Source organism: Zooshikella harenae, assembly GCF_018837975.1.
GTDB lineage: Bacteria > Pseudomonadota > Gammaproteobacteria > Pseudomonadales > Zooshikellaceae > Zooshikella > Zooshikella harenae.
The window spans coordinates 1-21,837 of record NZ_JAGSOY010000005.1; the positions used below are offsets into that span (position 1 = coordinate 1).

The 21,837-nt window shown below is 41.7% G+C and carries 16 protein-coding genes; 11 read left to right on the plus strand and 5 right to left on the minus strand.

The genetic code is table 11. The annotated features are described in order from the left end of the window. On the plus strand, positions 1 to 2,317 hold a 2,317-nt coding region (locus KCG35_RS03530), incomplete at its 5' end, for a beta strand repeat-containing protein (RefSeq protein WP_215818291.1). Positions 2,318 to 2,739: 422 nt separating this feature from the next. Further along, entirely contained in the window at positions 2,740 to 4,272 is a 1,533-nt protein-coding gene (locus KCG35_RS03535) for a TolC family protein (RefSeq protein WP_215818292.1), read from the plus strand. Positions 4,273 to 4,338: 66 nt separating this feature from the next. On the opposite strand, the gene KCG35_RS03540 is transcribed toward KCG35_RS03535, so the two are convergent. Beyond that, positions 4,339 to 5,478, minus strand: a complete 1,140-nt coding sequence (locus tag KCG35_RS03540) for a methyltransferase (RefSeq protein ID WP_215818293.1) — start codon at positions 5,476 to 5,478, stop codon at positions 4,339 to 4,341. A 134-nt stretch (positions 5,479 to 5,612) separates the two neighbouring features. Here KCG35_RS03540 and gorA point away from each other — a divergent pair, with 134 nt between their 5' ends. The 3 genes from gorA (at position 5,613) to KCG35_RS03555 (ending at position 11,824) form a co-directional block, all read left to right on the plus strand. Further along, a complete protein-coding gene (gene gorA, locus KCG35_RS03545; RefSeq protein WP_215818294.1) occupies positions 5,613 to 6,980 on the plus strand; it encodes a glutathione-disulfide reductase in 1,368 nt (455 codons plus the stop codon). 263 nt (positions 6,981 to 7,243) lie between these two features. Then, positions 7,244 to 10,006 carry a response regulator gene (locus KCG35_RS03550; RefSeq protein ID WP_215818295.1) on the plus strand — a complete coding sequence of 921 codons (2,763 nt, stop codon included), beginning with the start codon at positions 7,244 to 7,246 and terminating at the stop codon, positions 10,004 to 10,006. 492 nt (positions 10,007 to 10,498) lie between these two features. Then, positions 10,499 to 11,824: a Na+/H+ antiporter family protein gene (locus tag KCG35_RS03555; RefSeq protein WP_215818296.1), complete on the plus strand. Its 1,326-nt coding sequence runs from the start codon at positions 10,499 to 10,501 to the stop codon at positions 11,822 to 11,824. Here KCG35_RS03555 and KCG35_RS03560 read toward each other — a convergent pair. The 3 genes from KCG35_RS03560 to KCG35_RS03570 all read right to left on the minus strand — a co-directional run bounded on the left by KCG35_RS03560 (position 11,786) and on the right by KCG35_RS03570 (position 14,696). After that, on the minus strand, positions 11,786 to 12,043 hold the full coding sequence (locus KCG35_RS03560; protein WP_215818297.1) for a hypothetical protein: 258 nt from the start codon (positions 12,041 to 12,043) through the stop codon (positions 11,786 to 11,788). The genes KCG35_RS03555 and KCG35_RS03560 overlap by 39 nt on opposite strands. A gap of 245 nt (positions 12,044 to 12,288) precedes the next feature. Further along, positions 12,289 to 13,368 carry a GIY-YIG nuclease family protein gene (locus tag KCG35_RS03565; RefSeq protein WP_215818298.1) on the minus strand — a complete coding sequence of 360 codons (1,080 nt, stop codon included), beginning with the start codon at positions 13,366 to 13,368 and terminating at the stop codon, positions 12,289 to 12,291. Positions 13,369 to 13,715: 347 nt separating this feature from the next. Next, complete coding sequence (locus KCG35_RS03570) at positions 13,716 to 14,696, minus strand: polyprenyl synthetase family protein (protein WP_215818299.1); 981 nt, start codon at positions 14,694 to 14,696, stop codon at positions 13,716 to 13,718. 562 nt (positions 14,697 to 15,258) lie between these two features. Here KCG35_RS03570 and rplU point away from each other — a divergent pair. From rplU to proB, 4 genes are all read left to right on the plus strand, one after another. Beyond that, entirely contained in the window at positions 15,259 to 15,573 is a 315-nt protein-coding gene (rplU, locus tag KCG35_RS03575; RefSeq protein ID WP_215818300.1) for a 50S ribosomal protein L21, read from the plus strand. Between the two features lie 21 nt (positions 15,574 to 15,594). Then, a complete protein-coding gene (gene rpmA / locus KCG35_RS03580) occupies positions 15,595 to 15,852 on the plus strand; it encodes a 50S ribosomal protein L27 (protein ID WP_027707084.1) in 258 nt (85 codons plus the stop codon). A 154-nt stretch (positions 15,853 to 16,006) separates the two neighbouring features. Further along, positions 16,007 to 17,203, plus strand: a complete 1,197-nt coding sequence (cgtA, locus tag KCG35_RS03585) for an Obg family GTPase CgtA (RefSeq protein WP_215818301.1) — start codon at positions 16,007 to 16,009, stop codon at positions 17,201 to 17,203. A 125-nt stretch (positions 17,204 to 17,328) separates the two neighbouring features. Next, entirely contained in the window at positions 17,329 to 18,468 is a 1,140-nt protein-coding gene (proB, locus tag KCG35_RS03590) for a glutamate 5-kinase (RefSeq protein ID WP_215818302.1), read from the plus strand. Positions 18,469 to 18,568: 100 nt separating this feature from the next. On the opposite strand, the gene rpsT is transcribed toward proB, so the two are convergent. Next, positions 18,569 to 18,838, minus strand: a complete 270-nt coding sequence (gene rpsT / locus KCG35_RS03595) for a 30S ribosomal protein S20 (protein WP_215818303.1) — start codon at positions 18,836 to 18,838, stop codon at positions 18,569 to 18,571. A gap of 360 nt (positions 18,839 to 19,198) precedes the next feature. Between rpsT and murJ the strand changes: the two genes are divergently transcribed. Further along, the gene (gene murJ, locus KCG35_RS03600) at positions 19,199 to 20,779 is read left to right on the plus strand and encodes a murein biosynthesis integral membrane protein MurJ (protein WP_215818304.1); all 1,581 of its coding nucleotides are present in this window, start codon (positions 19,199 to 19,201) and stop codon (positions 20,777 to 20,779) included. 94 nt (positions 20,780 to 20,873) lie between these two features. Beyond that, the gene (gene ribF / locus KCG35_RS03605) at positions 20,874 to 21,809 is read left to right on the plus strand and encodes a bifunctional riboflavin kinase/FAD synthetase (protein WP_309227276.1); all 936 of its coding nucleotides are present in this window, start codon (positions 20,874 to 20,876) and stop codon (positions 21,807 to 21,809) included. Positions 21,810 to 21,837 lie beyond the last annotated feature (28 nt).

A 21,837-nucleotide genomic window follows, 5' to 3' on the forward strand; every position in this document is an offset into this window, starting at 1 on the left:
TGCCAATGGCAGCAACCCCACGTTTACTGAGGGTGGTGCAGCTGGCAGTCTGTTTAATGGCACTAGTATTAGTACCGTGGAGGCAGGTCAAACCATCAAGGGCTTCACCTTTACCATTTCTAATGTGGCCAATGGTATTAATGAAGCGATCAATATCGACGGTACCGCCATTGTGCTCACTCATGGCACCAGTGGCAGCACCGCCGGGAATAGCTTGAGTTACAGTGTCACTGTAGTGGGTACCACCGCGACGGTTGCGTTGACCGGGGGGACGATGTCCACAGCCACCACGCAAACCCTGATTGATAACATGAGTTATCAGAACAACAGCAATACGCCCAGTACCAGTAACCGCGTTGTCACGTTAACCAGTGTTCAGGACAGCGGGGGTACGGCGAATGGCGGGGATGATACTGCTTCCATCTCTGTCGCTTCGACGGTAACTGTAGTGGGCGTCAATGATGAACCTACCTTAACCGCAAATGCTAGTAATCCAACCTTTATTGAAGATGGGGCTGCGGCCAGTCTATTCAATGGTACGAGTATTTCTACTGTTGAAGCAGGGCAGAATATTTCTGGGCTTACACTGACGGTGACTAATGTTATTAATGGCGGAAGTGAAGTCTTGAATATTGATGGTACATCAATAGCGCTGTCCCATGGAACCAATGGTACTACGGTTGGAAATAGCTTTAACTATACGGTTGTTGTCGTGGGTAATACGGCAACAGTCTCTCTTTCTGGTGGCAGTATTTCAGCTGCTTCAGCGCAATCACTGGTGGATAGTATTAGTTATCAAAATAACAGTAATACACCCGATACCAGTAACCGAGTAGTGACTTTAACCAGCATTCAGGATACAGGTGGTACTGCGAATGGTGGTGATAATACAGGCTCACTGGCCATCGCTTCCACTGTGACCGTCGTTGGCAATAATGATGCTCCCACTTTAAGTGCTAATGCGAATAATCCTAATTTTGTTGAGGATGGTAGTGCAGTTAATGTGTTTAATGGCACAACGGTTAGCACAGTCGAATCGGGTCAAAATATCACTGGCTTGACATTGACGGTTACTAATATCACTAACATCTCACAAGAAATAATTAATATTGATGGGGCTTCGGTTTTACTCGTGAATGGGACTTCCGGCTCCACCACCATTAATGGATTAAATTATGCTGTAAGTTTTTCTGGTTCTACTGCGACTGTTGTATTAACAGGAGGTAATTTAACAGCTGCGCAAACGCAGACACTGGTTGATGGTATAACCTACCAAAATAACAGCCAGTCACCCAATACGACACCTCGTGTAGTTACGTTGACACAAATTACCGATGATGGTGGAACAGCTAATGGTGGCAGTGACACGAAGAATTTATCTGTTGCCTCAACCATAGGTGTTACTTCAGTAAATGATGTGCCTACCGCCATGAGCTTATCGAATGCTGATTTAAGGTTATCTTCGACAACGGGCATCGTTGGTTCATTATCCTCAACAGATGCTGATATTGGAGACACACATACTTATGTGCTAGTCAGTGGTGTGGGTGGTGATCACAACGGCTTATTTGTGATTGAAAATAATGTGATAAAGGCTGCGAATACCGCTAACTTGTCTGGTGGTATTTACACTATTAGAGTGAAAACCATTGATGGTGCGGGTGGTTCTTATGAGAGACCTTTTACGATAACGGTTATTGATGATGCTTCTCTCAACTATACCCAGCAAAATGGTAATGATATAGGTGCTGATAATCCCAGGACGAATAATGAGCCTCCAACCATAAATGTCGTATTACCAAGGGAGGCTGTCGCAGTTAATAATGTTATCGATGCTAATCAACGTACCTATAGTACGACACTCACAAATATCGCAATAAATACCCAGGTACCACCTCCATTAGCATTCTCTCCGACATACAACTTTTATACTGCAATTGGTCGGGGATTTGGCATTAGTAGCTCAACACCATTTGGCTCTCCCAGTAACTTTGGTAACCCCCCTGGATTTAATCAAGATACAGGACCAGCAGATAGTAATGATGTAAGTAGTCCTGATGATAGTAATGACGGGGATGATGATACTCGTTTGGAGCCTACAGATAGTGGATCTCCTGAAAATAGTGATACTCAGAATAGTAATCAGGGTGATTCCTCTCCAAGTCGTGGTGATACAAATAATTCGACATTTAGGCCCAGTTTTACAGAGCAGTTACAGCTCGCGAATAATACCATTAAAAAACAGGCTTTATTGGATGCATTAGTGGCTACACTACCAAGTGACAATGCTGAGAAAAGCGAACTAGTAGTGGATTAAAAAAACAGCTGAAAAAGTGAGTTAGAAAATCGTTACAAAAATAAATTATATTTCTATCTAACTCGACTTTGGCCATCATTCAATACACATGACAGCTAAAAATAAGCTATTAGAAACAACAGGTTAGAATTAATTCATATCATGGTTTTCATTAGACATGAGTTAATTCAGGTTATAAACACTAACTGTATTGCTTTACCTGCAATGCCTTAGCTTCTAAATGGCCAAAGTCGAGTATCTAAAAAAATGCAGTGAATTAGCTATAGTTATATGTAAGTAATAAGGCTTAAGGGCCCTTATTACTTACATTCTTTGTACTACTATAGCTAGCATGTAGTTCGGGGGGTCGTAAACTAGACCTTTGCTTAGAAAAATCAAAAAACGTTTAATTAGGGTTTTATTTACGGGGTAACAGTTGCGCCATGAAAATTATCCACGGATGGATGCTTTTTTTGGGATTATTAACATTGGGGGGGTGTGTAGTGACACCAGAACCCATTAATCCTGAAAAAACAGCACAGCGAGTGATGAATGACATTGATCAAATGTTTAAAGAACAAATACCTGTGTCGGGAGAAGTAAGCCTTTATGAGGCGATGGCTCGGGCGGTTAAATATAACATTGATCATCGACTGAAAATGCTTTCCCAAGTGGTCAAAAATAGAGAACTTGACCTATCTAAATACGATCTACTACCAAGATTAGCGGCTTCTGCAGGCTATAAACATCGGGATAATGAGAATGCCTCAAATAGCTTTTCTGTGAGTAGAGGTGTGGAATCTTTGGAAACATCAACCTCCCAGGATAAAGAACTATGGACAGCCCAAGCTCAGGTTGTTTGGAATGTTTTGGATTTTGGTGTTAGCTATCTCAGACAACAGCAGCATGCAGATAAGGTGCTTATAGCAGAAGAACAACGTCGTAAAGTTGTTCAGAATATTGTTCAAGAGGTGCGGCAAGCTTATTGGCGTGTTGTAGCTGCGCAAGAGATTGAGCAGAATTTACATTCGGCCATCCGTGACATTGAAAATGCTCTTAATACCGCTAGGCGGATGAAGACTGATGGATTACAGAGACCAATACAAACGCTTGAGTACCGGCGGGACTTATTAAAAACCTATCGTGGTTTGTTGAAGAAAAGCGATGAGCTAGCTTTGGCAAAAGCTGATTTAGCACGACTGATGAACCTTTCTCCAGGAACTTATTATCGTGTCATGCCAATGCCTAGAAAAGAGAGTTCTTTTACTTTTAATGTACAACAATTGACTTCTTTGCAGCTAGCTGCACTGCGTTATCGGCCTGAATTAAGAGAGATGGACTATAATGCACGTATTGTCGAAAAAGAAGGTACGATAGCTAAGCTGGAGTTGTTGCCTGGATTATCATTTACCCTAGGTGGCTACTATGACGACAATAGTTTCTTACTAAATCAAAGCTGGGCAGAAGCAGGTGTTCAGGTTTCTTATGATTTAGTTAAGCTTGCCACAATACCCGATGTAAATGCTTTACAAGACTCGCGTAATAAACTAGTTAATTTACAGCGTCGTGCATTAAGCTCTGCTATTTTAGCGCAAATGGAATTGGCAGTACGTAGTTATTTAATTGCGAAAAAAGACTATGAATTATCTTTGTCTGCTACAGATATTGAAAACCAGCGTTATCGTCAGTACCGTGCTCAAGGTGATACCGGTATGACTGCCAGGTTGGAGCTTACCCAGGCAAAAGCAGATATGTTGCTTGCATCTTTAGATCAGCACTTTCAATATGCACAAATGCAAAGCCAGTTTGGTTTAATACTAAACTCAATAGGTATTGATCCATTACCACAAGTTGTTGCCAGTCATAACTTGCCTGCTTTAACGTCGACCATGAAAAGATATTTTCAAGAGCAATTACCAAAACAGTTACAAGAAGTACTCGTTGAAGCGAAAACAATGAACGTGGCCAGCAAATAAGACTGATTTTATTTGTAGGCTTTAATGGAAAGATAAAAAGGACCATGGCGCAGGTCCTTTTTTTGTTTAAGGTGATTTTATTGTACGAAGCACAACAAATTTTCGGTCGCTGGCGATGAGTGTGCAATTTCCAAAAAGTCGCTTAAGGATGACATGGTAATTTAAATGTCGGTTACCAATGACTGTCAAAGCCCCACCAAGTGCTAATTTCTGTTTTGCTTGTTTAAACATCCTCCGCGCAATTTGATCACCAACAGCGTGCTGCTGATGAAATGGTGGATTACACAGAATCTCATCTGCTTCTTGTGTTATTCCTTGTAAGCAGTCATTGACAATAAACTGTGCATTTTGCCTGTTTGGAAAAGTGTGCTGCCATGTTAATTTAGCCGAATTGACTGCCATAAATGACTCGTCAGTAAAAGTAATTTGGGCCTCAGGATTCATGATGCCTGCACATACACCAAGCGCACCGTTGCCGCAGCCTAAATCAACTATATGTTGAGCCTTTTCTAGTGGTAAGGATGATAAGTTTTGCAAAAGCAGTCGAGTGCCAATATCTAATTTTTGTCTTGCAAATACGTTGGCATGACCATAGGCAGTAAGCGTGTGATTGAGGAAGTTAAATGTATAAGAGATTGGAAAAGACTTTTCTGTCGCCACATTAGTATTAATTGTACTGTGGAAAAGACGTGCTTTTTTTTGCGCTAAAGATGCTTGAGTTGGGCCAATGTATCGTTCTAATGTTTGAATGAGCGTGGGAGGGAGGTGTTTTATCATTCCACCCGCAACAAATGTGGTATTGGAAGAAATATAGGGATGTAGACGAATGAGTTGCTCAATAAGTAGCGCATTATTTTTGGGTACTTTCAGGATGACAAGATCATATTTACCAGAAAGTGCAGATAAGGGGGTGAGCAGTGAGAAGTCATCACTTGCAATGTAGTTGGTTTGAGCATTGTGAATTATACCTTGATGACTGAGAAAAGAGTCACTGATAATAGTAGGGTGTGTTGGGTGAAGAGCAAGCGAGAGTGCACCCCACTGATCATTCAGGATGATGGGCTGTTGCCAGTTATTAGTTGATTTTGCGATAAATTCTATCAAGTACTCATCAGCAGCATCCCAAGCTTGCAAAGTGTCTTTGGTATTTATTGGGTAGCGAGTGAGCTTTAAGTCAGTTATGGCATTACTAAACGTTTTCATCATGTTGCCGGTCAATAAACATATTTGAACAGATTCAGCTCATGCATATAGGGAGTTGCTGCATTTGGTGGCTGACCTATAATGGCCGCATTATACTGAAATTTGTTTTTATCTGCGCAATTAAAGAGATGCTATTCATGGCGAACTCGAATTACGATTATGACTTGTTGGTTATAGGGGCAGGATCTGGTGGCGTTCGGGCCAGTCGTATGGCTGCGTCACAGGGCGCAAAAGTAGCTGTTGTTGAGTCTACTTTTTTGGGGGGAACCTGTGTCAACGTCGGTTGTGTACCCAAGAAGCTACTTTCTTATGCCGCGCACTTTGCTGAAGACTTTCGTGATGCCACCGGTTTTGGCTGGTCAATTGATGATACACAATTTGACTGGCCAGTATTAAGGCGTAATAAAGATAAGGAAATACAACGACTAAATGGCATCTACCAGCGTTTGCTGGAAAGTGCTGGAGTAACCATTATTAATGGTCATGCACGGTTTATTGATGATCATACTGTCGAGGTAGATGGGGATCATTACTCTGCTGAGCGAATTTTAATTGCGACAGGCGGGCAGCCTTTTGTTCCTGAGTTTCCTGGTCATGAGCATGCGATTACATCAAATGATGCCTTTTATTTAGACGCCTTACCAAAACGTGTAGTCGTTGTAGGAGGAGGTTATATAGCACTGGAGTTTGCGAGCATCTTCAATGGATTAGGCGTTGAAACAACGTTAATTTATAGAAGAGAGCTTTTTTTACGTGGGTTTGATGACGATGTACGTCACTTTATGCGTGATGAAATTGATAAAAAAGGAATTCAGTTACGTTTTAGTGAAGATATTTCTCGTTTAGATAAGCAGCAGGATGGCACGTTGCAATGTCAGTTAAAAACGGGAGGAGAGATAAACACTGATCTGGTGCTATACGCTACAGGTCGTGTACCTAATACCTTAGGTTTAAATTTGGCCCAGGTAGGGATTGAAACAGATCAACATGGCGCAATTGTTGTCAATGAGCACTTTCAGACATCTGTACCTTCAATATATGCATTAGGTGATGTGATTAATCGAGTGCAATTAACGCCAGTGGCATTAGCTGAAGCAATGAGCCTAGTTCGTCATTGGTATCAGGAGAGTAATGAACCTATTGATTATTCATTGGTGCCTTCTGCAGTATTTTCTCACCCGAATATTGCCTCTGTAGGGTTAACAGAAGCTCAGGCAAGGGATCGATACAGTAAGTTGGATATTTATCGAACCAGCTTTCGCCACTTAAAGCATACACTCAGTGGTAGTGAGGAAAAAACGCTGATGAAGCTTATTGTGGATAAGGTGACTGATAAAGTGATTGGCTGTCATATGGTGGGTGCTGAAGCAGGAGAAATAATGCAGGGACTGGCTGTAGCTGTTCAGGCTGGAGCAACAAAAGCGGTGTTCGATAGAACAATTGGTATACATCCCACGGCGGCAGAGGAATTTGTCACCATGCGCGAGCCAGTTGCTGAAAATTAAACATTAGGGACTTTCTAGTCCCTTTTGTATCCATTACGAATTATTTTTAGGTTAATTTTATATTACGCATTGAGCTTGGAGTGATTGAAGTAGACTACTATAGTATAAAGAGAACAAATTTTTCGGTTTACTCTATGTTTTGTTAATAACGTTAAGGTTTTATGTAGTTTTATTAGCTAACTAAAACTACAAAAGTAAATTTAGCAGGGAATAGTTGTTATCTACCCATTGATAAGGGTGTACACATTAAGCAAATGGACCTTATGCGAAATAGCTTGACAATTAAAGGGAAAGTATTTGCGCTATTTTTTTGCTTGTTACTAACAATGGTTTTGTTGGTGGCAAATGGTTTGAAAAGTGTAAATAGTGTGAATGAGTTGTTTTATGAGATTAGGACAAGTGAATTAAGTAGAACAGAATTACTGAATATTGTAGAGAAAATCAGTAAACTGCGATTTTTTCTACAGGGAAAAAACAAAAATACACTGGTTAGCATAGAACAGTTTAAAAGTATAGTTCTGGAGGTTAGGGATAGTTACGCAAATCTTGAAAAAATTAAATTAGTAAATCCGCCTTCTTTACCTGGTGAACTGACTGATCAATCTGAACTATTTAGCTTGTTCATCCAACACATCGATACATTACGAACTGAGAATCTTCGCTTTCAGCAATTTCACTCAAGGCTATTAATTGATGTTGATAGTATTATCACTCAATCACTCCAGCCAGTATCAAATACTGAAGAAAACCAAATACTTGTAGATATAAAACAATGGTTACTGTCTACAAGCTTATTCGACCAATATAAAAATCTAAATAATCAGTGGTTGGTCACTGCAGGGAAGTATAAGCAGGAATTAGCAATATTAAAGCAGAGGAAGGCATCAGCTAAACTGCAAATAACTGGGTTGGTGACTGATTTAGATGCATTGATCCAAGCATACCTTAACACTCAGTCTCTTTGGGTCAAATTAACCACTGACCTTGTACATATAGAAAACCGCTACCAAGACTTTTTAAAGTATGCATTTCTTCAGGTTGAGCAATCGGATAAGGTTTTTGATAAAGAGTTTCAGGATATCGTAAAGAATAAGTGGTTGGTAGTCATTGTAGTAAGTCTGCTCAGCGTATTAATTGCAATATTCCTTATTTTGAGCACTGTTATCCCACTTAAGAAAATTACGAATGCATTTAGGTTGTTGTCAATTGGAGAGCTTGATATAGAAATTCCTGGCAAGCATCGTAAAGATGAGCTTGGAGAGTTAGCATTTACAGCAGGTATTCTTATAGAAAAAAGCCAACAAACTGCCACGTTGCTTGAAAACAGTAAACGATTAGTGACAGAGCAGGAAGCAACCAATAAAGCATTAAAGCAAGAAATAGAACAAAGACAGCAGGTAGAGTATGACTTGGTTAAAGCCAGAGAAGCTGCTGAGCTGGCAAATTATCAAAAGAGCTTATTTGTAACTAATGTCACACATGAACTTAAAACGCCCTTAAGTGGCATTCTTGGCATGCTGAGTTTATTGGATGCAACCAAGTTAACACCAGAGCAGAAAGAATATATTGATTATGCGTTGAAGTCTGGAGATGCTACCTTAGCGATGATTCACAATATGTTGGATTATACGACCCTTGAAGCAGGACGAATTTCTCTTCAACGTAAACCATTCTTACTATGCTCTCTTGTGGAAGAAGTGATTTTTTTAAGTGCCTTTCGCGCGGCGCAAAAGCAAATTGTTTTGCTCTATGATATTGCTAGTTATTTGCCAGAACAATTAGAGGGTGATGTTGCTCGAATTCGTCAAGTTTTACTTAACCTCGTTAGTCATACTATTCAACACACAGACCAAGGATATATAGCCTTGGATGTGCAGGGGCACACGAGTATCGATGAAGCGGTGGTTAAATTTATTATTCATGATAGTGGCCAATTAATAACGTGGGATCTATTTGATGAACGTTATACATCAGCGGCTCAGGAAAATGAAAGCGCTGATTCTATAGGTGTGGCTATTGCTCGGCAGTTAGCGGAGTTGATGTGGGGAAAACTCGAAAAATCAACACTGGATAATCCTGCTCGATTTACCTTAACGTTATCTTTACCAACTGTGTGTACTACAGACCCATTGATGAATAAGCCTGCACTTAGTTCTCAAAGTTTATTAAAAGGGATTTGGTTGGGCGAAAGTTCTATCGTTTATAATTACCTTGCTTGTTTAGCGAAAAAAGTGAATTTACATTTAGTTCATTTATCTTCATTGACAGAGTTGGCGAATTGGGTAGGTAAAAACAGCTTACAGGAGTATCAATGCATACTTATTAGTAGTGAACTAATGAGTGAAAGTTATCCCAAATTGTTACAGCATATTCGTGCGGTTCATCCTGCTATACGTCAGTTAGCGATAATTTGGTATAGCTTATTCCCTCGTTGTGGAGAAGCTAATCAGTTTAAAGTGGTCGGTTTTAATGGCTATTTATCGCACCCCACAAAACACAAAGATTTTCTAACGCTCTGTCATGCCTTGCTGAATAAATCACATGGGTTTATTACCCGTTATATTCAGCCAGATATAGAGTTGCCTGAAGTGTTTGATGTTAGTCAAATGGCTGATGAAAATACTGGACAGCTTAAAGTATTGGTAGCTGAAGATAATCCAGTTAACCAAAAAGTAGCAGCCAGAATGTTGAGCAAATTACAATGTAAGGTGAGTGTTGCGAATAATGGGCAAGAAGCGGTTAATATGTGGCAGAGCCAGGGGTTTGATCTTATTGTTATGGATTGCAATATGCCGGTGATGGATGGCTATGATGCTACCCGGCAAATTCGTTCGTTAGAGCCTGAACGCTCACATATATATATTGTTGCTTTAACAGCCAATGCTTTGGAGGGAGAACGAGAGAAGTGTTTTCAAGCAGGCATGGATCATTACTTGACGAAGCCAGTTAAGTTAGTTGACTTTCAACAGCTTATTGATGAGGTACGTGATCACGCTTGCTCCTCTGACACTGCTGAAATGGTTTAAGTGTTTGAGCCTCAACCAATCTAACATTTATTGTTCATTACTGTACTTAAAGAGGACCTTTAATGCTATCGGGTTAGTGATAATAGCTGGTTTAGCAGAACAAAAAAAACAGACAGTTGTATTTTCATACAAGCTGCCTGTATCCGGGGAGACTCAATGAAAACCAGATAACTCCATATCTGGTTGCATCATGGTAATTAATAAGACAAAGGTGTGGATTAAAAGTTTCCCGTAAAATGAAATTATTTGAAAAAAAATAATAGCTATAAGTAAAGTGCCAACTGTTTAACCTTTTTTGGGTTTATAAGGTTGGGGACTACGAATAGCGTGTATAGCGCTAATTAGAAAAGACTTTGTATACACATTTCATTTCTTGTTCAGAGATCAATAGTCAGGTTTTTAGCTGGTTTGCGGCCTTGGTGATCAAAAGCTGATCGGTTATGATCTTGTTCTTTTGAAAAACAACAGACTTAATGAAGTGGTTAACGAGCTATGAATTCAGTGGTGGTTGCAGTCTTGGTCATGTTAGTGCTCAGCTTATTGCGCACTAACGTGGTAATTTCACTTATAATTGGTGCTATTGCCGGGGGATTAGTAGGAGGGCTTGGCCTAGAAGAAACAATTAATGCCTTTAGTAAAGGGCTGGGTGGGGGAGCTCAAGTAGCATTGAGCTATGCGTTATTAGGAGCGTTTGCGGTTGCGATTGCCAAGTCGGGTCTACCTCACTTAATTGCAGATAAAGCTGTAACGATGTTGGGAAAGAATGGAGATCAACCACAAAAAGTAAAACAGTTGAAGTATGGGTTAATTGCTGTATTAGTATTGGTAGCCATTAGCTCTCAAAATATAATTCCCATCCACATTGCCTTTATTCCTTTGTTAATTCCACCACTGCTTATGGTTATGGCGAAATTGCATCTTGATCGTCGTTTAATTGCCTGTGTGCTGACATTCGGTTTGATTACCCCTTATATGTTTTTGCCTGTTGGGTTTGGCGGTATCTTTCTTAATGAAATATTGTTGGCAAACCTGGCTGATAATGGCCTGGCCACTGAAGGAATTAATGCTTCACAAGCCATGCTTATCCCTGCTTTGGGAATGTTGATGGGGTTATTAGTAGCTGTTTTTATCTCATACCGTGGTAAGCGTGAGTATGATCTTGAGAAAATTCAACAGGCTGAGAGTATCTCTGTCTCTTACTCAGCAAAAAGCTTAGGTATGTCCATTGTCGCCATTGTTGCAGCATTTATTGTTCAGTTATTGACTGACTCAATGATCTTAGGAGCAATGATTGGTTTTCTGGTGTTTTCTCTTAGTGGCGTCATTAACTGGAAAGCGTCAGATGGGGTGTTTGTCGATGGTATGAAGATGATGTCAATGGTGGGATTTATCATGATCGCTGCCGCTGGCTTTGCTGAAGTACTGAGGCAGACAGGAGACATTGCTAACCTGGTAAATAATTCCGCAGCATTGATTGGCAGTAATAAGAGCTTAGCTGCACTGGTGATGTTGGCTGTAGGGTTGTTGATTACAATGGGGATTGGCTCGTCATTCTCAACGATTCCAATTATAAGCGCAATTTATGTACCTCTTGCTATGCAGTTAGGGTTTTCTCCATTGGCAATTGTTGCTTTAGTTGGAACAGCTGCTGCGCTTGGCGATGCTGGATCACCAACTTCTGACTCAACGTTAGGACCAACTGCTGGCTTGAATATGGATGGGCAGCATAATCATATATGGGATACAGTGGTACCTACGTTTCTTCACTATAACTTGCCTTTACTTGTTTTTGGGTGGGTAGCTGCAATTATCTTGTAGTCGTGTCTTATTATGAGAAGAAGTAATAATGGGGGTGGGGGAAGCTTTCATGAAATGATTTCCAAAAGCTTCTCTTACCTGTTGCATTTGCTTGATAACCTCACTGCATTGGTAATAACTAAGCGCTAATGCAGCTTCCATCTGCTGCATTTCTGCGACAGCTTGTTGCAGTTGCTTTAATGATGAGTTTGTAAGACTCGACATAGTCAGTGTTCTCATAGCCCTGTAAATCCTTTGACTAAAAGATTAACCTAATAGTTCGTCAGAGATAGATGAAAGAAATGTAGTTCTGGCTAGAAATTATTCAAGTTAATGATAACTTAAAAAGATAAAGTGAAGTCCCAGAATAGGTGACACCTGATTCTGGGAAGGTCATTAGCACGTATATAAATTTTAAGTGAAGGTAGGTAGCCAAATGATAACCGAGCAGGCCAAGAGCACTTAAAATAAATTTTTTATAAGGATTAAGCTGTTTGCTTTAAGGTGTGCCAGCAGCTTTGAGGACGTAAATACTGAGCTTTGAGCTGTTCAGCCATCTCATTTAAATTTTCCAGTATTGCTAACAGAGATTGCTTTGAACTTTCCATTTCAGCAGGTGTTTTCTGCTTAGTTAAATCTCGCTGAGCCTCAATAGCAGCAACCATCTGTAACTCTTTTTCTGTTAATGGTTTTGGTTCAGGTGGACTAATGTCTTCAGCTTGATGCTGCTCTAAAGTTGCTAGCGAAGAAAGTTGAGTTTCTTTTGAGTTCTCTTGATTATCATCAGCTTTTGAGTGGTTGTTATAGGTTTTTGCCTGCTCAGTTAGCTGTTTAAGGATAGACCCTACTGTAGATGTTTGCTCTTCCTCTGCAGTGGGTTTGTTCTGAGTTTGGACAGAAGTTGTTTTTAATGGTTGTACAGCTGACTTCTTTGCTTTAGTGGTAGTGCGAGCTGCAGGAGCTGCTTCTGGTAATGGTGCTGGGCTACATGTAGCAGTGTTGTTTTTAGATGGTGGCACTGTTGTAGCTTCAGTAGTACTGCGACCATTATGATGAGTGTAAGCATCATAAGATTTAGCCTTTGCTGTAAGTCGTTGTAAAATAGAAGGCCCTTCATGAGCTTCTATTTTAGCCATTGTTTCTGCTGATGGTGATGGTGGTTTAGCAGGAACAGGAGCTTGCTGCTTGGCTGTTGCTGCTTGTTGAGCACCAGTGCTTGACGTGTCAGGGTTACTTGGTTTAGCTTTTGCTGGCGCTTTTCTACGTACAGGGCGACAAATAGTATTTGATGATGAACCCAACTTGTAGCCTTTTAAGCTTAGAGCACTGTACGTGTTGATCGCTTCTTGCTCTAGCTCAGCAAGCTCGTCTCTACTTTCCGCATAATCCCACTCTTCAACACTAAACTCATCGGCGCCGTAGCGAAGAATCTCTTTGTATAGAGGGAAATCAAGATCCATTTCGGCTGCGGCAACAATTTTCGCCCATTGTACTTCAAGTTGGTTACGTGTCGTACCAACATAAACCTGACTAGTGATCTTGTTTGTTACCGTGAAGATTAACAAGGTGACACCTTCGTTACTGAATAGACCCCAAAAAAAGAGCGAAATTATACAGAGGAAGTTTTATGTTGGTAGGGGTTGACAGTGCTCTTTTGAAAAAAAGTGATAAAAAGCAAAAGGATCAGAATAAATATACGGAAACTGATGTTCAGTCATGTTTACTTTTCACGAAAAAGGAGATTGGTCTTACAAAAGTCTTAACTAGAAAATCTCACGTTTGATAATAAGTGATGGTGAGAAAGAGGCATTTTCGTTGACAGGACTTTTAATGTTTGTGCCTAGCTTATTAGGACGCAACCAGATTGTTGCCGCCATGACTAATAGGCGGCAATAGTATTATGATACTGGTCTTAAAAGCTTCGTTTAATGGCAAACTCGGCTAAGTTAAGTAATGCTGTTTTATAGGTAGAAGGTGGCAGAATGGCTAATGCATCTGTAGCCAATTTTTGCTGCTCTGTGGCTTTCTTAAGGGTGTAGTCAAGGGAGCCACTTTGGGTGATGATTTCAATGATTTCTTTTATATTTACTAAGTTGGGTTTTTGAATGGCTTGTCTGACACGTTGAGCGGCTTCGGGTGAGCCTGTTTGAATAGTGTAAATCAGCGGCAGGGTAGGTTTGCCTTCAGCAAGATCATCACCAATGTTTTTACCCATTGCTTCAGTGTCACCCTGATAATCAAGCACGTCATCAACTAGCTGAAATGCCATGCCAAGATGACAACCAAAACGGCGAAGAGATTCACACACTTCTTTGTTACTTTTTGCCAGCTGAGCTGCCGTATGTGTAGACGCCTCAAACAGCATGGCTGTTTTGCCATGAATGACTTTCAGGTAGTCAGCTTCTGATGTGTTGGCATCCCTTATGCGCATAAGCTGCATTACTTCACCTTCAGCAATGATATTGGTGGCTGAAGATAGAGTATTCATAATATCCATATGCCCTAATTGCACCATCATTTGAAATGCACGGGAATACAGAAAGTCACCTACTAACACGCTTGGGGCATTACCCCATTTGGCATTAGCAGTTGATTTACCTCGTCTTAGATCTGAAGTATCTACAACATCATCATGCAAAAGGGTGGCTGTATGGAGAAACTCAATAATAGCGGCTAGTGAGATTTGCTGTTCTCCCTGGTAACCGCATGCACGGGCTGCAAGAAGTACGAGCAAAGGTCTGAGTCTTTTACCTCCAGCTTGAACAATATATTCAGCTATTTTAGTGACGAGAGGAACTTGTGACGCTAGTTGGATGTTGATGCACTTATCAACAGCAGTAAAGTCATCAGCGACGACTGCGTAGATATCTTGAACAAGCTTGGATTCAGGCATGAGATTTTATGTGCACGATTAAAGAAAACCGCCCGCATGCTAGGGGGGTAGAAACGTTCTGTCAAGAATGATAACGCGGATGCTATGTCAGATATACCCACTGTGAATGATTTTTACTTGCAAAACACTTTATCTCATTTGTTTGCTCGAAGATTAGGGGGAATTGATAAATAGATTGGAAGTGAGTCAAAAGAGTATTTCTTGGTAGGTCACATTTTAGGGCTGGAGGCTGTGCTTTTGGACTATAAATAGGTGGTAACAGATATAGGCTAAAATGGAAGCAGGTAATGCTTGCTTGACTCAAGGGATTTCCGTAGAATTGCGCGCTCACGCGCGAAAATCCTGGATTTCTTCTTTTTGTTATAAACGCTATTAATATCAAGTTAAGACAGATATATAGCACTGTCATTATGATGTTGTAGGTGTTTATGGGAAGTAATCTTAGTATGCATTACGCCATTTTTAGTGTGCGTTGCGGATAGGTATTTTCGATTTTGTAAATTCCAGATCTGACTGGATGCCTTTAACAAAAAGGCGGCTGTGGATTTTCGGAGATAGATACATGTATGCGGTAATCGTAAGTGGCGGCAAACAGTATAAAGTCGCTGAAGGGGAAACCCTAAAGTTAGAAAAGCTGGAAGTAGCAACAGGTGAAGCTGTCGAGTTCGATAAAGTACTGTTGGTTGCTAACGGTGAAGAGATCAAAATCGGTGCACCTCAAGTTGAAGGGGCCAAGGTTTCTGCTGAAGTGGTTGCGCATGGCCGCGGTAAAAAAGTGCAAATCGTCAAGTTTAGACGTCGGAAGCACCATCGCAAGCAAATGGGGCACCGTCAGTGGTACACCCAAGTTAAAATTACTGGCATTAATGCGGGCTAATTTACGATAGGAGACTGAAGCATGGCTCACAAGAAGGCAGGGGGTAGTACCCGTAACGGACGCGATTCCCAGAGTAAACGTTTAGGTGTTAAGCGCTTTGGTGGACAACTGGTACCCGCTGGCAGCATTATCGTACGTCAACGTGGCACACGTTTTCATGCTGGTGAAAACGTAGGTATGGGCACAGACCATACATTGTTTGCTAAAGCTGAAGGCCGAGTGGTTTTCGAGGTTAAAGGCCCTAAAAACCGTAAATATGTACGGATTGAAGCGGCTTAAAATCGCCTTCCAGTTTTTATGAAAAGCCCCGCTTTGTCGGGGCTTTTTTATTTCAACACCTAAACTGAAATAGAAAACAAGCTGGCAATATTTTTTTGCGCGAGTAGGATGATTCTCTCCTGTTTGGGCTCGATCTGTGAAAGGTGGTTAATACATGAAGTTTGTCGATGAAGCTTCCATTTATGTTGAGGCTGGAAATGGTGGTGATGGATGCTTAAGTTTTCGACGTGAAAAGTTTGTCGAGAGAGGCGGCCCGGATGGTGGTGATGGTGGTAATGGTGGTAGTGTTTATTTAATTGCAGATAATGACCTGAATACGCTAGTTGATTTCCGTTACCAACCTAAATATCGAGCAGAGCGCGGAGAAAATGGCCGTGGCCGAAACTGCTCGGGTAAAAAAGGTGGAGATATTGTGCTGAAGGTTCCTGCTGGGACCACGATTATTGATGAAGATACGCGAGAAGTAATTGGTGATCTGACTAATGTGGGTGACAAATTATTAGTGGCTAAAGGTGGTCATCATGGTTTAGGTAATACTCACTTTAAATCCAGTACAAACCGAGCTCCACGGCGGATAACAAAAGGTACGCTTGGTGAAAAACGTAATTTACGTCTGGAGCTAAAGGTTATCGCGGATGTTGGGTTGGTAGGGATGCCAAATGCTGGCAAGTCAACCTTTATACGAGCTGTATCTCATGCTAAACCCAAAGTCGCAGATTATCCGTTTACGACACTGGTTCCTAACCTTGGGGTAGTTAAGATTGAACAGCATCGAGGCTTCGTGATTGCAGATATTCCGGGGCTAATAGAAGGTGCTTCTGAAGGAGCAGGTCTTGGTATACGCTTTTTGAAGCATTTGGCACGTTGTCGTATTTTGCTGCATCTGGTTGATATTGCCCCAATGGATGGTAGTGATCCAGTCCAGGTAGCCAGTGCCATTATCCAGGAGTTAGAAAAATTTAGCCCAACATTAGCAGCACGTGAGCGATGGTTGGTGCTGAATAAAGTGGATGTAGTTTCTGAAGAAGATTTAGCTTTAATAAAGCAAAATATTGTTGATGCATTGAACTGGCAGGGACCTGTTTATACTGTTTCTGCGCTGGCCAGAAAAGGCACAGAACAGCTTTGTCAGGATATCATGAATTACATTGAAGCTAAGGCTGAAGAAGAAGCTTCTAACCCTGATGCTGCTGCAGAAGAGGCAGAGTTTAAAGCTCAAATGGAAGCAGAAGCTCGGGAACAAATGCGTATTTTGGTAGAGCAGCGAAAAGCACGCAAACGCGCAGCCAAACATCAAGATGATGACGACGACAATGATGATGGTGATGTCGAAGTTTTTTACGTGCCGTAAGTAGTAAAAGACTGTTTTCGTATTTGTTGATAAAGTAAAACTAATATTTTTTGGCTAATCAAATGGCTGATAAGCATCAATTTGTTAGCCAAGATTGGGCTAACGTTCTCATGTAGTTAACTTTTATGCAGCAAGATAATCAAAGAGAAAAACTGACCAAAGCAAAGCGTTGGGTTGTCAAAATTGGTAGTGCTTTACTTACTGCGAATGGTAAAGGCTTAGCGACGGAAGCGATGCAGCAGTGGGTAGAGCAAATAGCTACTTTGCGTAGACAAGGCATCGAAGTGGTGCTGGTTTCATCGGGTTCTGTTGCCCAAGGAATGGTTAGGTTGGGCTGGGCATCTCGACCAAGAGCAATCCATGAGCTACAAGTTGCAGCGGCAGTAGGCCAGATGGGGCTGATTCAGGCATATGAGAGTTTTTTTCGGCAGCATAATATCTCTCCAGCTCAAGTACTCCTTACCCATGCTGATTTATCTAATCGACAGCGTTACTTAAATGCTCGAAGTGCTTTACGAACCATGTTGGAGTTAGGTGTTATTCCTATCATCAACGAAAATGATACGGTTGCCACAGATGAAATACGCTTTGGAGACAACGACACTTTAGGTGCATTGGTAGCTAACCTGGTTGAGGCGGATCTTCTGGTTATTTTGACGGATCAACAAGGTTTGTATGATGCTGACCCTAGAATCCATAAGACAGCCAAACTCGTAAGTACGGCACCTGCTTCCAGTAAAGCGCTAGATAAAATGGCTGCTGGTAGTGCTGGCACTTTAGGTCGTGGAGGAATGATGACGAAAGTGCGTGCAGCCAGGTTGGCAGCACGGTCAGGGGCTCAAACTGTTATTGTTGGCGGCGCTCAACCTAGCGTCTTGACTAGAGTAGCGACTGGCGAGGAAATTGGCACATTGCTCACTCCTGAACAAGAACGATTAGCTGCTCGTAAGCAATGGCTGGCAGGACATCTTCAAACGCGAGGACGATTGGTTATTGATGCTGGTGCTGTAAGAGTTTTGATGGAAGAAGGCAGAAGCTTATTACCAGTGGGGGTTTCTGTTATTGAAGGGCATTTTCAACGAGGGGAAATGGTGGCCTGTGTTGATATACAAGGCGAGCCTATAGCAAATGGCTTGGTGAACTACAGCGCTGATGAAGCAAAGCAGATTATCGGCAAGCCAAGTCATCAGATAGAGGGTGTTTTAGGTTATGTGGATGAACCAGAGTTGATTCATCGGGATAATCTTGTGCTGTTAAGAGATTGATAGGGAGCGTTGAAAGTGAGACCTAGAAACGTCAAGGCATGTACAGGAAGCGTAGGCCAAAAAAAACCGGCGATAGCCGGCTTTATCAGGCCATTTAGCCTTAAGCTTCAGCTAAAGCCTTGATCTTAGCAGACAAGCGACTTTTATGACGCGCTGCTTTGTTTTTATGAATAATGCCTTTATCGGCCATTCGATCGATCACAGGCACTGCTGCAGTGAATGAAGCTTTAGCTTGTTCGATATCTTTGGCTTCAACCGCAGAAACAACTTTCTTGATTACTGTACGTACGTGAGAGCGCAGGCTGGCGTTATGCTTACGGCGCTTCTCATTCTGACGTGCACGTTTTTTGGCAGAGGGGGTATTTGCCACCGTCTTGCTCCTTGAATGCTATCACCATACAAAATTAGACGCGCAACTATGCCCATTTGGCCTGTCATTGTCAATATTTGTCCAGTAAAACACGTGCTTTTATCACGTAGCTTAAGGTAGGGAACGTTGCAATTTTACTAAGCAGGATAGGCAGGTGGGTAGGTTAATGCAAATGGCTAGCGTAAAGTTAAACATTTTATGTGCTTATTATCGTGACAGATTGCGGTGTTAGATCTGGACAAAAGTAAAAGAAAAGTGGGTATATCACTTTAGTTGTGTAAGAAAAAGTTATAATAAGTCCCTTTTTTAGCTTATACCCTTCGCTGTGGGTATAGATATTACCTGTTTGGATACCATGTAATGAGTGAAACTGAACCTTCACGTCAGGAAAAACCGGCTAAACCTTCTAAATCATTTGGCCTGCTTCGTTCCAGTGCCATTGTTGGTGTGATGACCCTTTTGTCCAGAGTTTTGGGGTTGGCACGAGATAATGTTGTTGCCAACTATTTTGGTTCTACGGCAGCAGCAGATGCTTTTTTTGTGGCTTTCAAAATCCCTAATTTTTTTCGACGTTTATTTGCAGAGGGTGCTTTTTCACAAGCCTTTGTCCCTGTTCTGACTGAATATCACACAAAACGCTCATTTAGCGAGGTTCAGGAATTAGTCAAACGAACCATGGGAACGCTTGGGGTGAGCTTGCTACTCATTACCAGCGTTGGCGTTTTGGCAGCCCCTTTGATTATTACCATTTTTGCCCCTGGCTTTCGGCAAATGCCAGAGAAGCTTGCGCTGACAGCTGATATGTTGCAAATAACATTTCCGTATTTGATGTTGATTTCGCTGACTGCATTATGTGGAAGTGTGCTAAACAGCTTCAACCGTTTTGCCATTCCTGCCTTTACGCCTGTGTTACTTAATGTTGCATTGATTTTATCTACCTTACTTTTGACGCCGTGGTTTGATCAGCCTGTTATGGCTCTAGCCTATGGTGTTATGTTGGCGGGAATTGCTCAACTGTGCTTTCAGTTACCCTTTCTTATTCGGCTAAAGCTGTTTTCTTGGCCGCTTTGGGGTTGGCATCATGAGGGTGTTCAGCGGATTATGAAATTGATGGTTCCTGCATTATTTGGCGCATCGGTTTATCAGTTAAGTGTGTTGTTTGATACGGTGTTAGCTTCATTGTTGGAGAGTGGTAGTATTTCCTGGTTGTATTACTCCGAGCGATTGACTCAGCTTCCCCAAGGTATTTTTGGTATTGCCATTGCTACAGTTATTTTGCCTAGCTTATCCCGCAAACACGCTGAGCAATCATCAGAAAGTTTTTCCCGAACCATAGATTGGGCTTTAAAGTTGGTGTGCCTTGTCGGTATTCCTTCAGCCTTGGCTTTATTTATTTTGGCAGAACCACTCATCGCTACCTTATTTCACTATGGAGCGATGCAAGACAGTGATGTCTTTAATGCCGCTAAAAGTCTACGTGCTTATACGCTGGGTTTGGTTGCTTTTATGCTGATTAAAGTTTTAGCTACAGGGTACTTTGCAAGGCATGACACCAAAACCCCTGTTCGTATAGCGATTAAAGCGATGTTTGTCAGTATGATCTTAAATGTCATTTTGGTCATTCCGCTTAAGCATGCAGGATTAGCGCTTGCAACCTCACTATCCTCTTTATTAAATGCAGGTATGCTGTATTGGGGGTTACATCGTATTGGCGTATTTAAATTACAACCAGGCTGGCGGTTGTTGAGCTTGCGTATGCTGTTGGCCAACAGTCTGATGATATTGGTGGTTTACGAGCTAATGGCAGATGTATCTCTTTGGTTAAGCTGGGGGTGGATGGATCGTGCTTTACAGGTTGCTTTGTTGGTATCGGTAGGTGTAGTGACATATGTTGCTGCTTTATTTATTAGCGGGTTTAGGCCTCGGCATTTAGCTCACTAAAATGCAGCTGAATAAAATTCTAAGAGTCTAGCATCGTAATTCCCGGTGTTCAGCACAGAGGCCCTGCTATATAATGGCTGGCCCTGGAGTGTAAGTGGGTAAGGCAATGGAACTCATCCGTGGTTTACATAACCTCAAACAGCAGTATGGCAGTGTTGTCACCATTGGTAACTTTGATGGTGTGCATCAAGGGCATCAGGCTATCTTAAGCCAGTTAAAAGAACAGGCAGAATTGCTTGGGTTACCCTCTGTTGTGGTGTTATTTGAGCCACAGCCCAGAGAGTTTTTTGATGGTGAAAATGCACCTGCTCGGCTGTGCTCGCTAACAGAAAAGCTTGATCTCTTAAAGCGATACAATGTCGATAAAGTACTGTGCTTGCACTTTAATCGTCAGCTCCGTGCTTTTACTGCAGATGAGTTTATTCAGCGCATTTTATTGAATGGGTTGGCAGTGAAGTACCTTGTTGTAGGTGATGATTTTCGTTTTGGCTGTGATCGAAGAGGGGATTTTCAGCTGCTGAATGAGTATGGTGAACAGCATGGTGTTAGCGTGACAAATACGCGTAGTGTGCTATTTCAGAACAAACGAATCAGCAGTACTTGGGTTAGACATGCATTACAGGAAGCGGATTTCGAGCTTGCCACACAGCTTTTAGGACGACCTTATGCGATTCAAGGTCGTGTTATTCGTGGCCAGCAACTGGGACGAACACTGGGTGTGCCTACCGCTAATATCGCACTGAAGCGCTGTCAATTGCCACTTCAAGGCGTGTATGCTGTTAAGGTCCATGGGCATGGTTTGCAACCCTTAAATGGAGTAGCAAATATTGGTTGGCGACCGACAGTTGTCAGTAAACAGCCCATGCTAGAAACACATTTATTAGATTTTTCTGGTGACTTGTATCGTAAGCGGCTTGCGGTAGAATTTGTCAGCAAACTGAGAGATGAACAAAAGTTCTCATCTATCAATGCCTTACGCGAGGCAATCGAAAAGGACATTGTGATGGCCAAACAATTGTTCCACCGATGATCATCAATAGGTAAAAGCAAACTTGAGT

Bases quoted from the DNA above. Each gene is read 5' to 3' on its own strand.
- KCG35_RS03535 (WP_215818292.1), top strand. From the start codon at position 2,740: ATGAAAATTATCCACGGATGGATGCTTTTTTTGGGATTATTAACATTG.
- KCG35_RS03540 (WP_215818293.1), bottom strand. From the start codon at position 5,478: ATGATGAAAACGTTTAGTAATGCCATAACTGACTTAAAGCTCACTCGC.
- gorA (WP_215818294.1), top strand. From the start codon at position 5,613: ATGGCGAACTCGAATTACGATTATGACTTGTTGGTTATAGGGGCAGGA.
- KCG35_RS03550 (WP_215818295.1), top strand. From the start codon at position 7,244: ATGCGAAATAGCTTGACAATTAAAGGGAAAGTATTTGCGCTATTTTTT.
- KCG35_RS03555 (WP_215818296.1), top strand. From the start codon at position 10,499: ATGAATTCAGTGGTGGTTGCAGTCTTGGTCATGTTAGTGCTCAGCTTA.
- KCG35_RS03560 (WP_215818297.1), bottom strand. From the start codon at position 12,043: ATGAGAACACTGACTATGTCGAGTCTTACAAACTCATCATTAAAGCAA.
- KCG35_RS03570 (WP_215818299.1), bottom strand. From the start codon at position 14,696: ATGCCTGAATCCAAGCTTGTTCAAGATATCTACGCAGTCGTCGCTGAT.
- rplU (WP_215818300.1), top strand. From the start codon at position 15,259: ATGTATGCGGTAATCGTAAGTGGCGGCAAACAGTATAAAGTCGCTGAA.
- rpmA (WP_027707084.1), top strand. From the start codon at position 15,595: ATGGCTCACAAGAAGGCAGGGGGTAGTACCCGTAACGGACGCGATTCC.
- cgtA (WP_215818301.1), top strand. From the start codon at position 16,007: ATGAAGTTTGTCGATGAAGCTTCCATTTATGTTGAGGCTGGAAATGGT.
- proB (WP_215818302.1), top strand. From the start codon at position 17,329: ATGCAGCAAGATAATCAAAGAGAAAAACTGACCAAAGCAAAGCGTTGG.
- murJ (WP_215818304.1), top strand. From the start codon at position 19,199: ATGAGTGAAACTGAACCTTCACGTCAGGAAAAACCGGCTAAACCTTCT.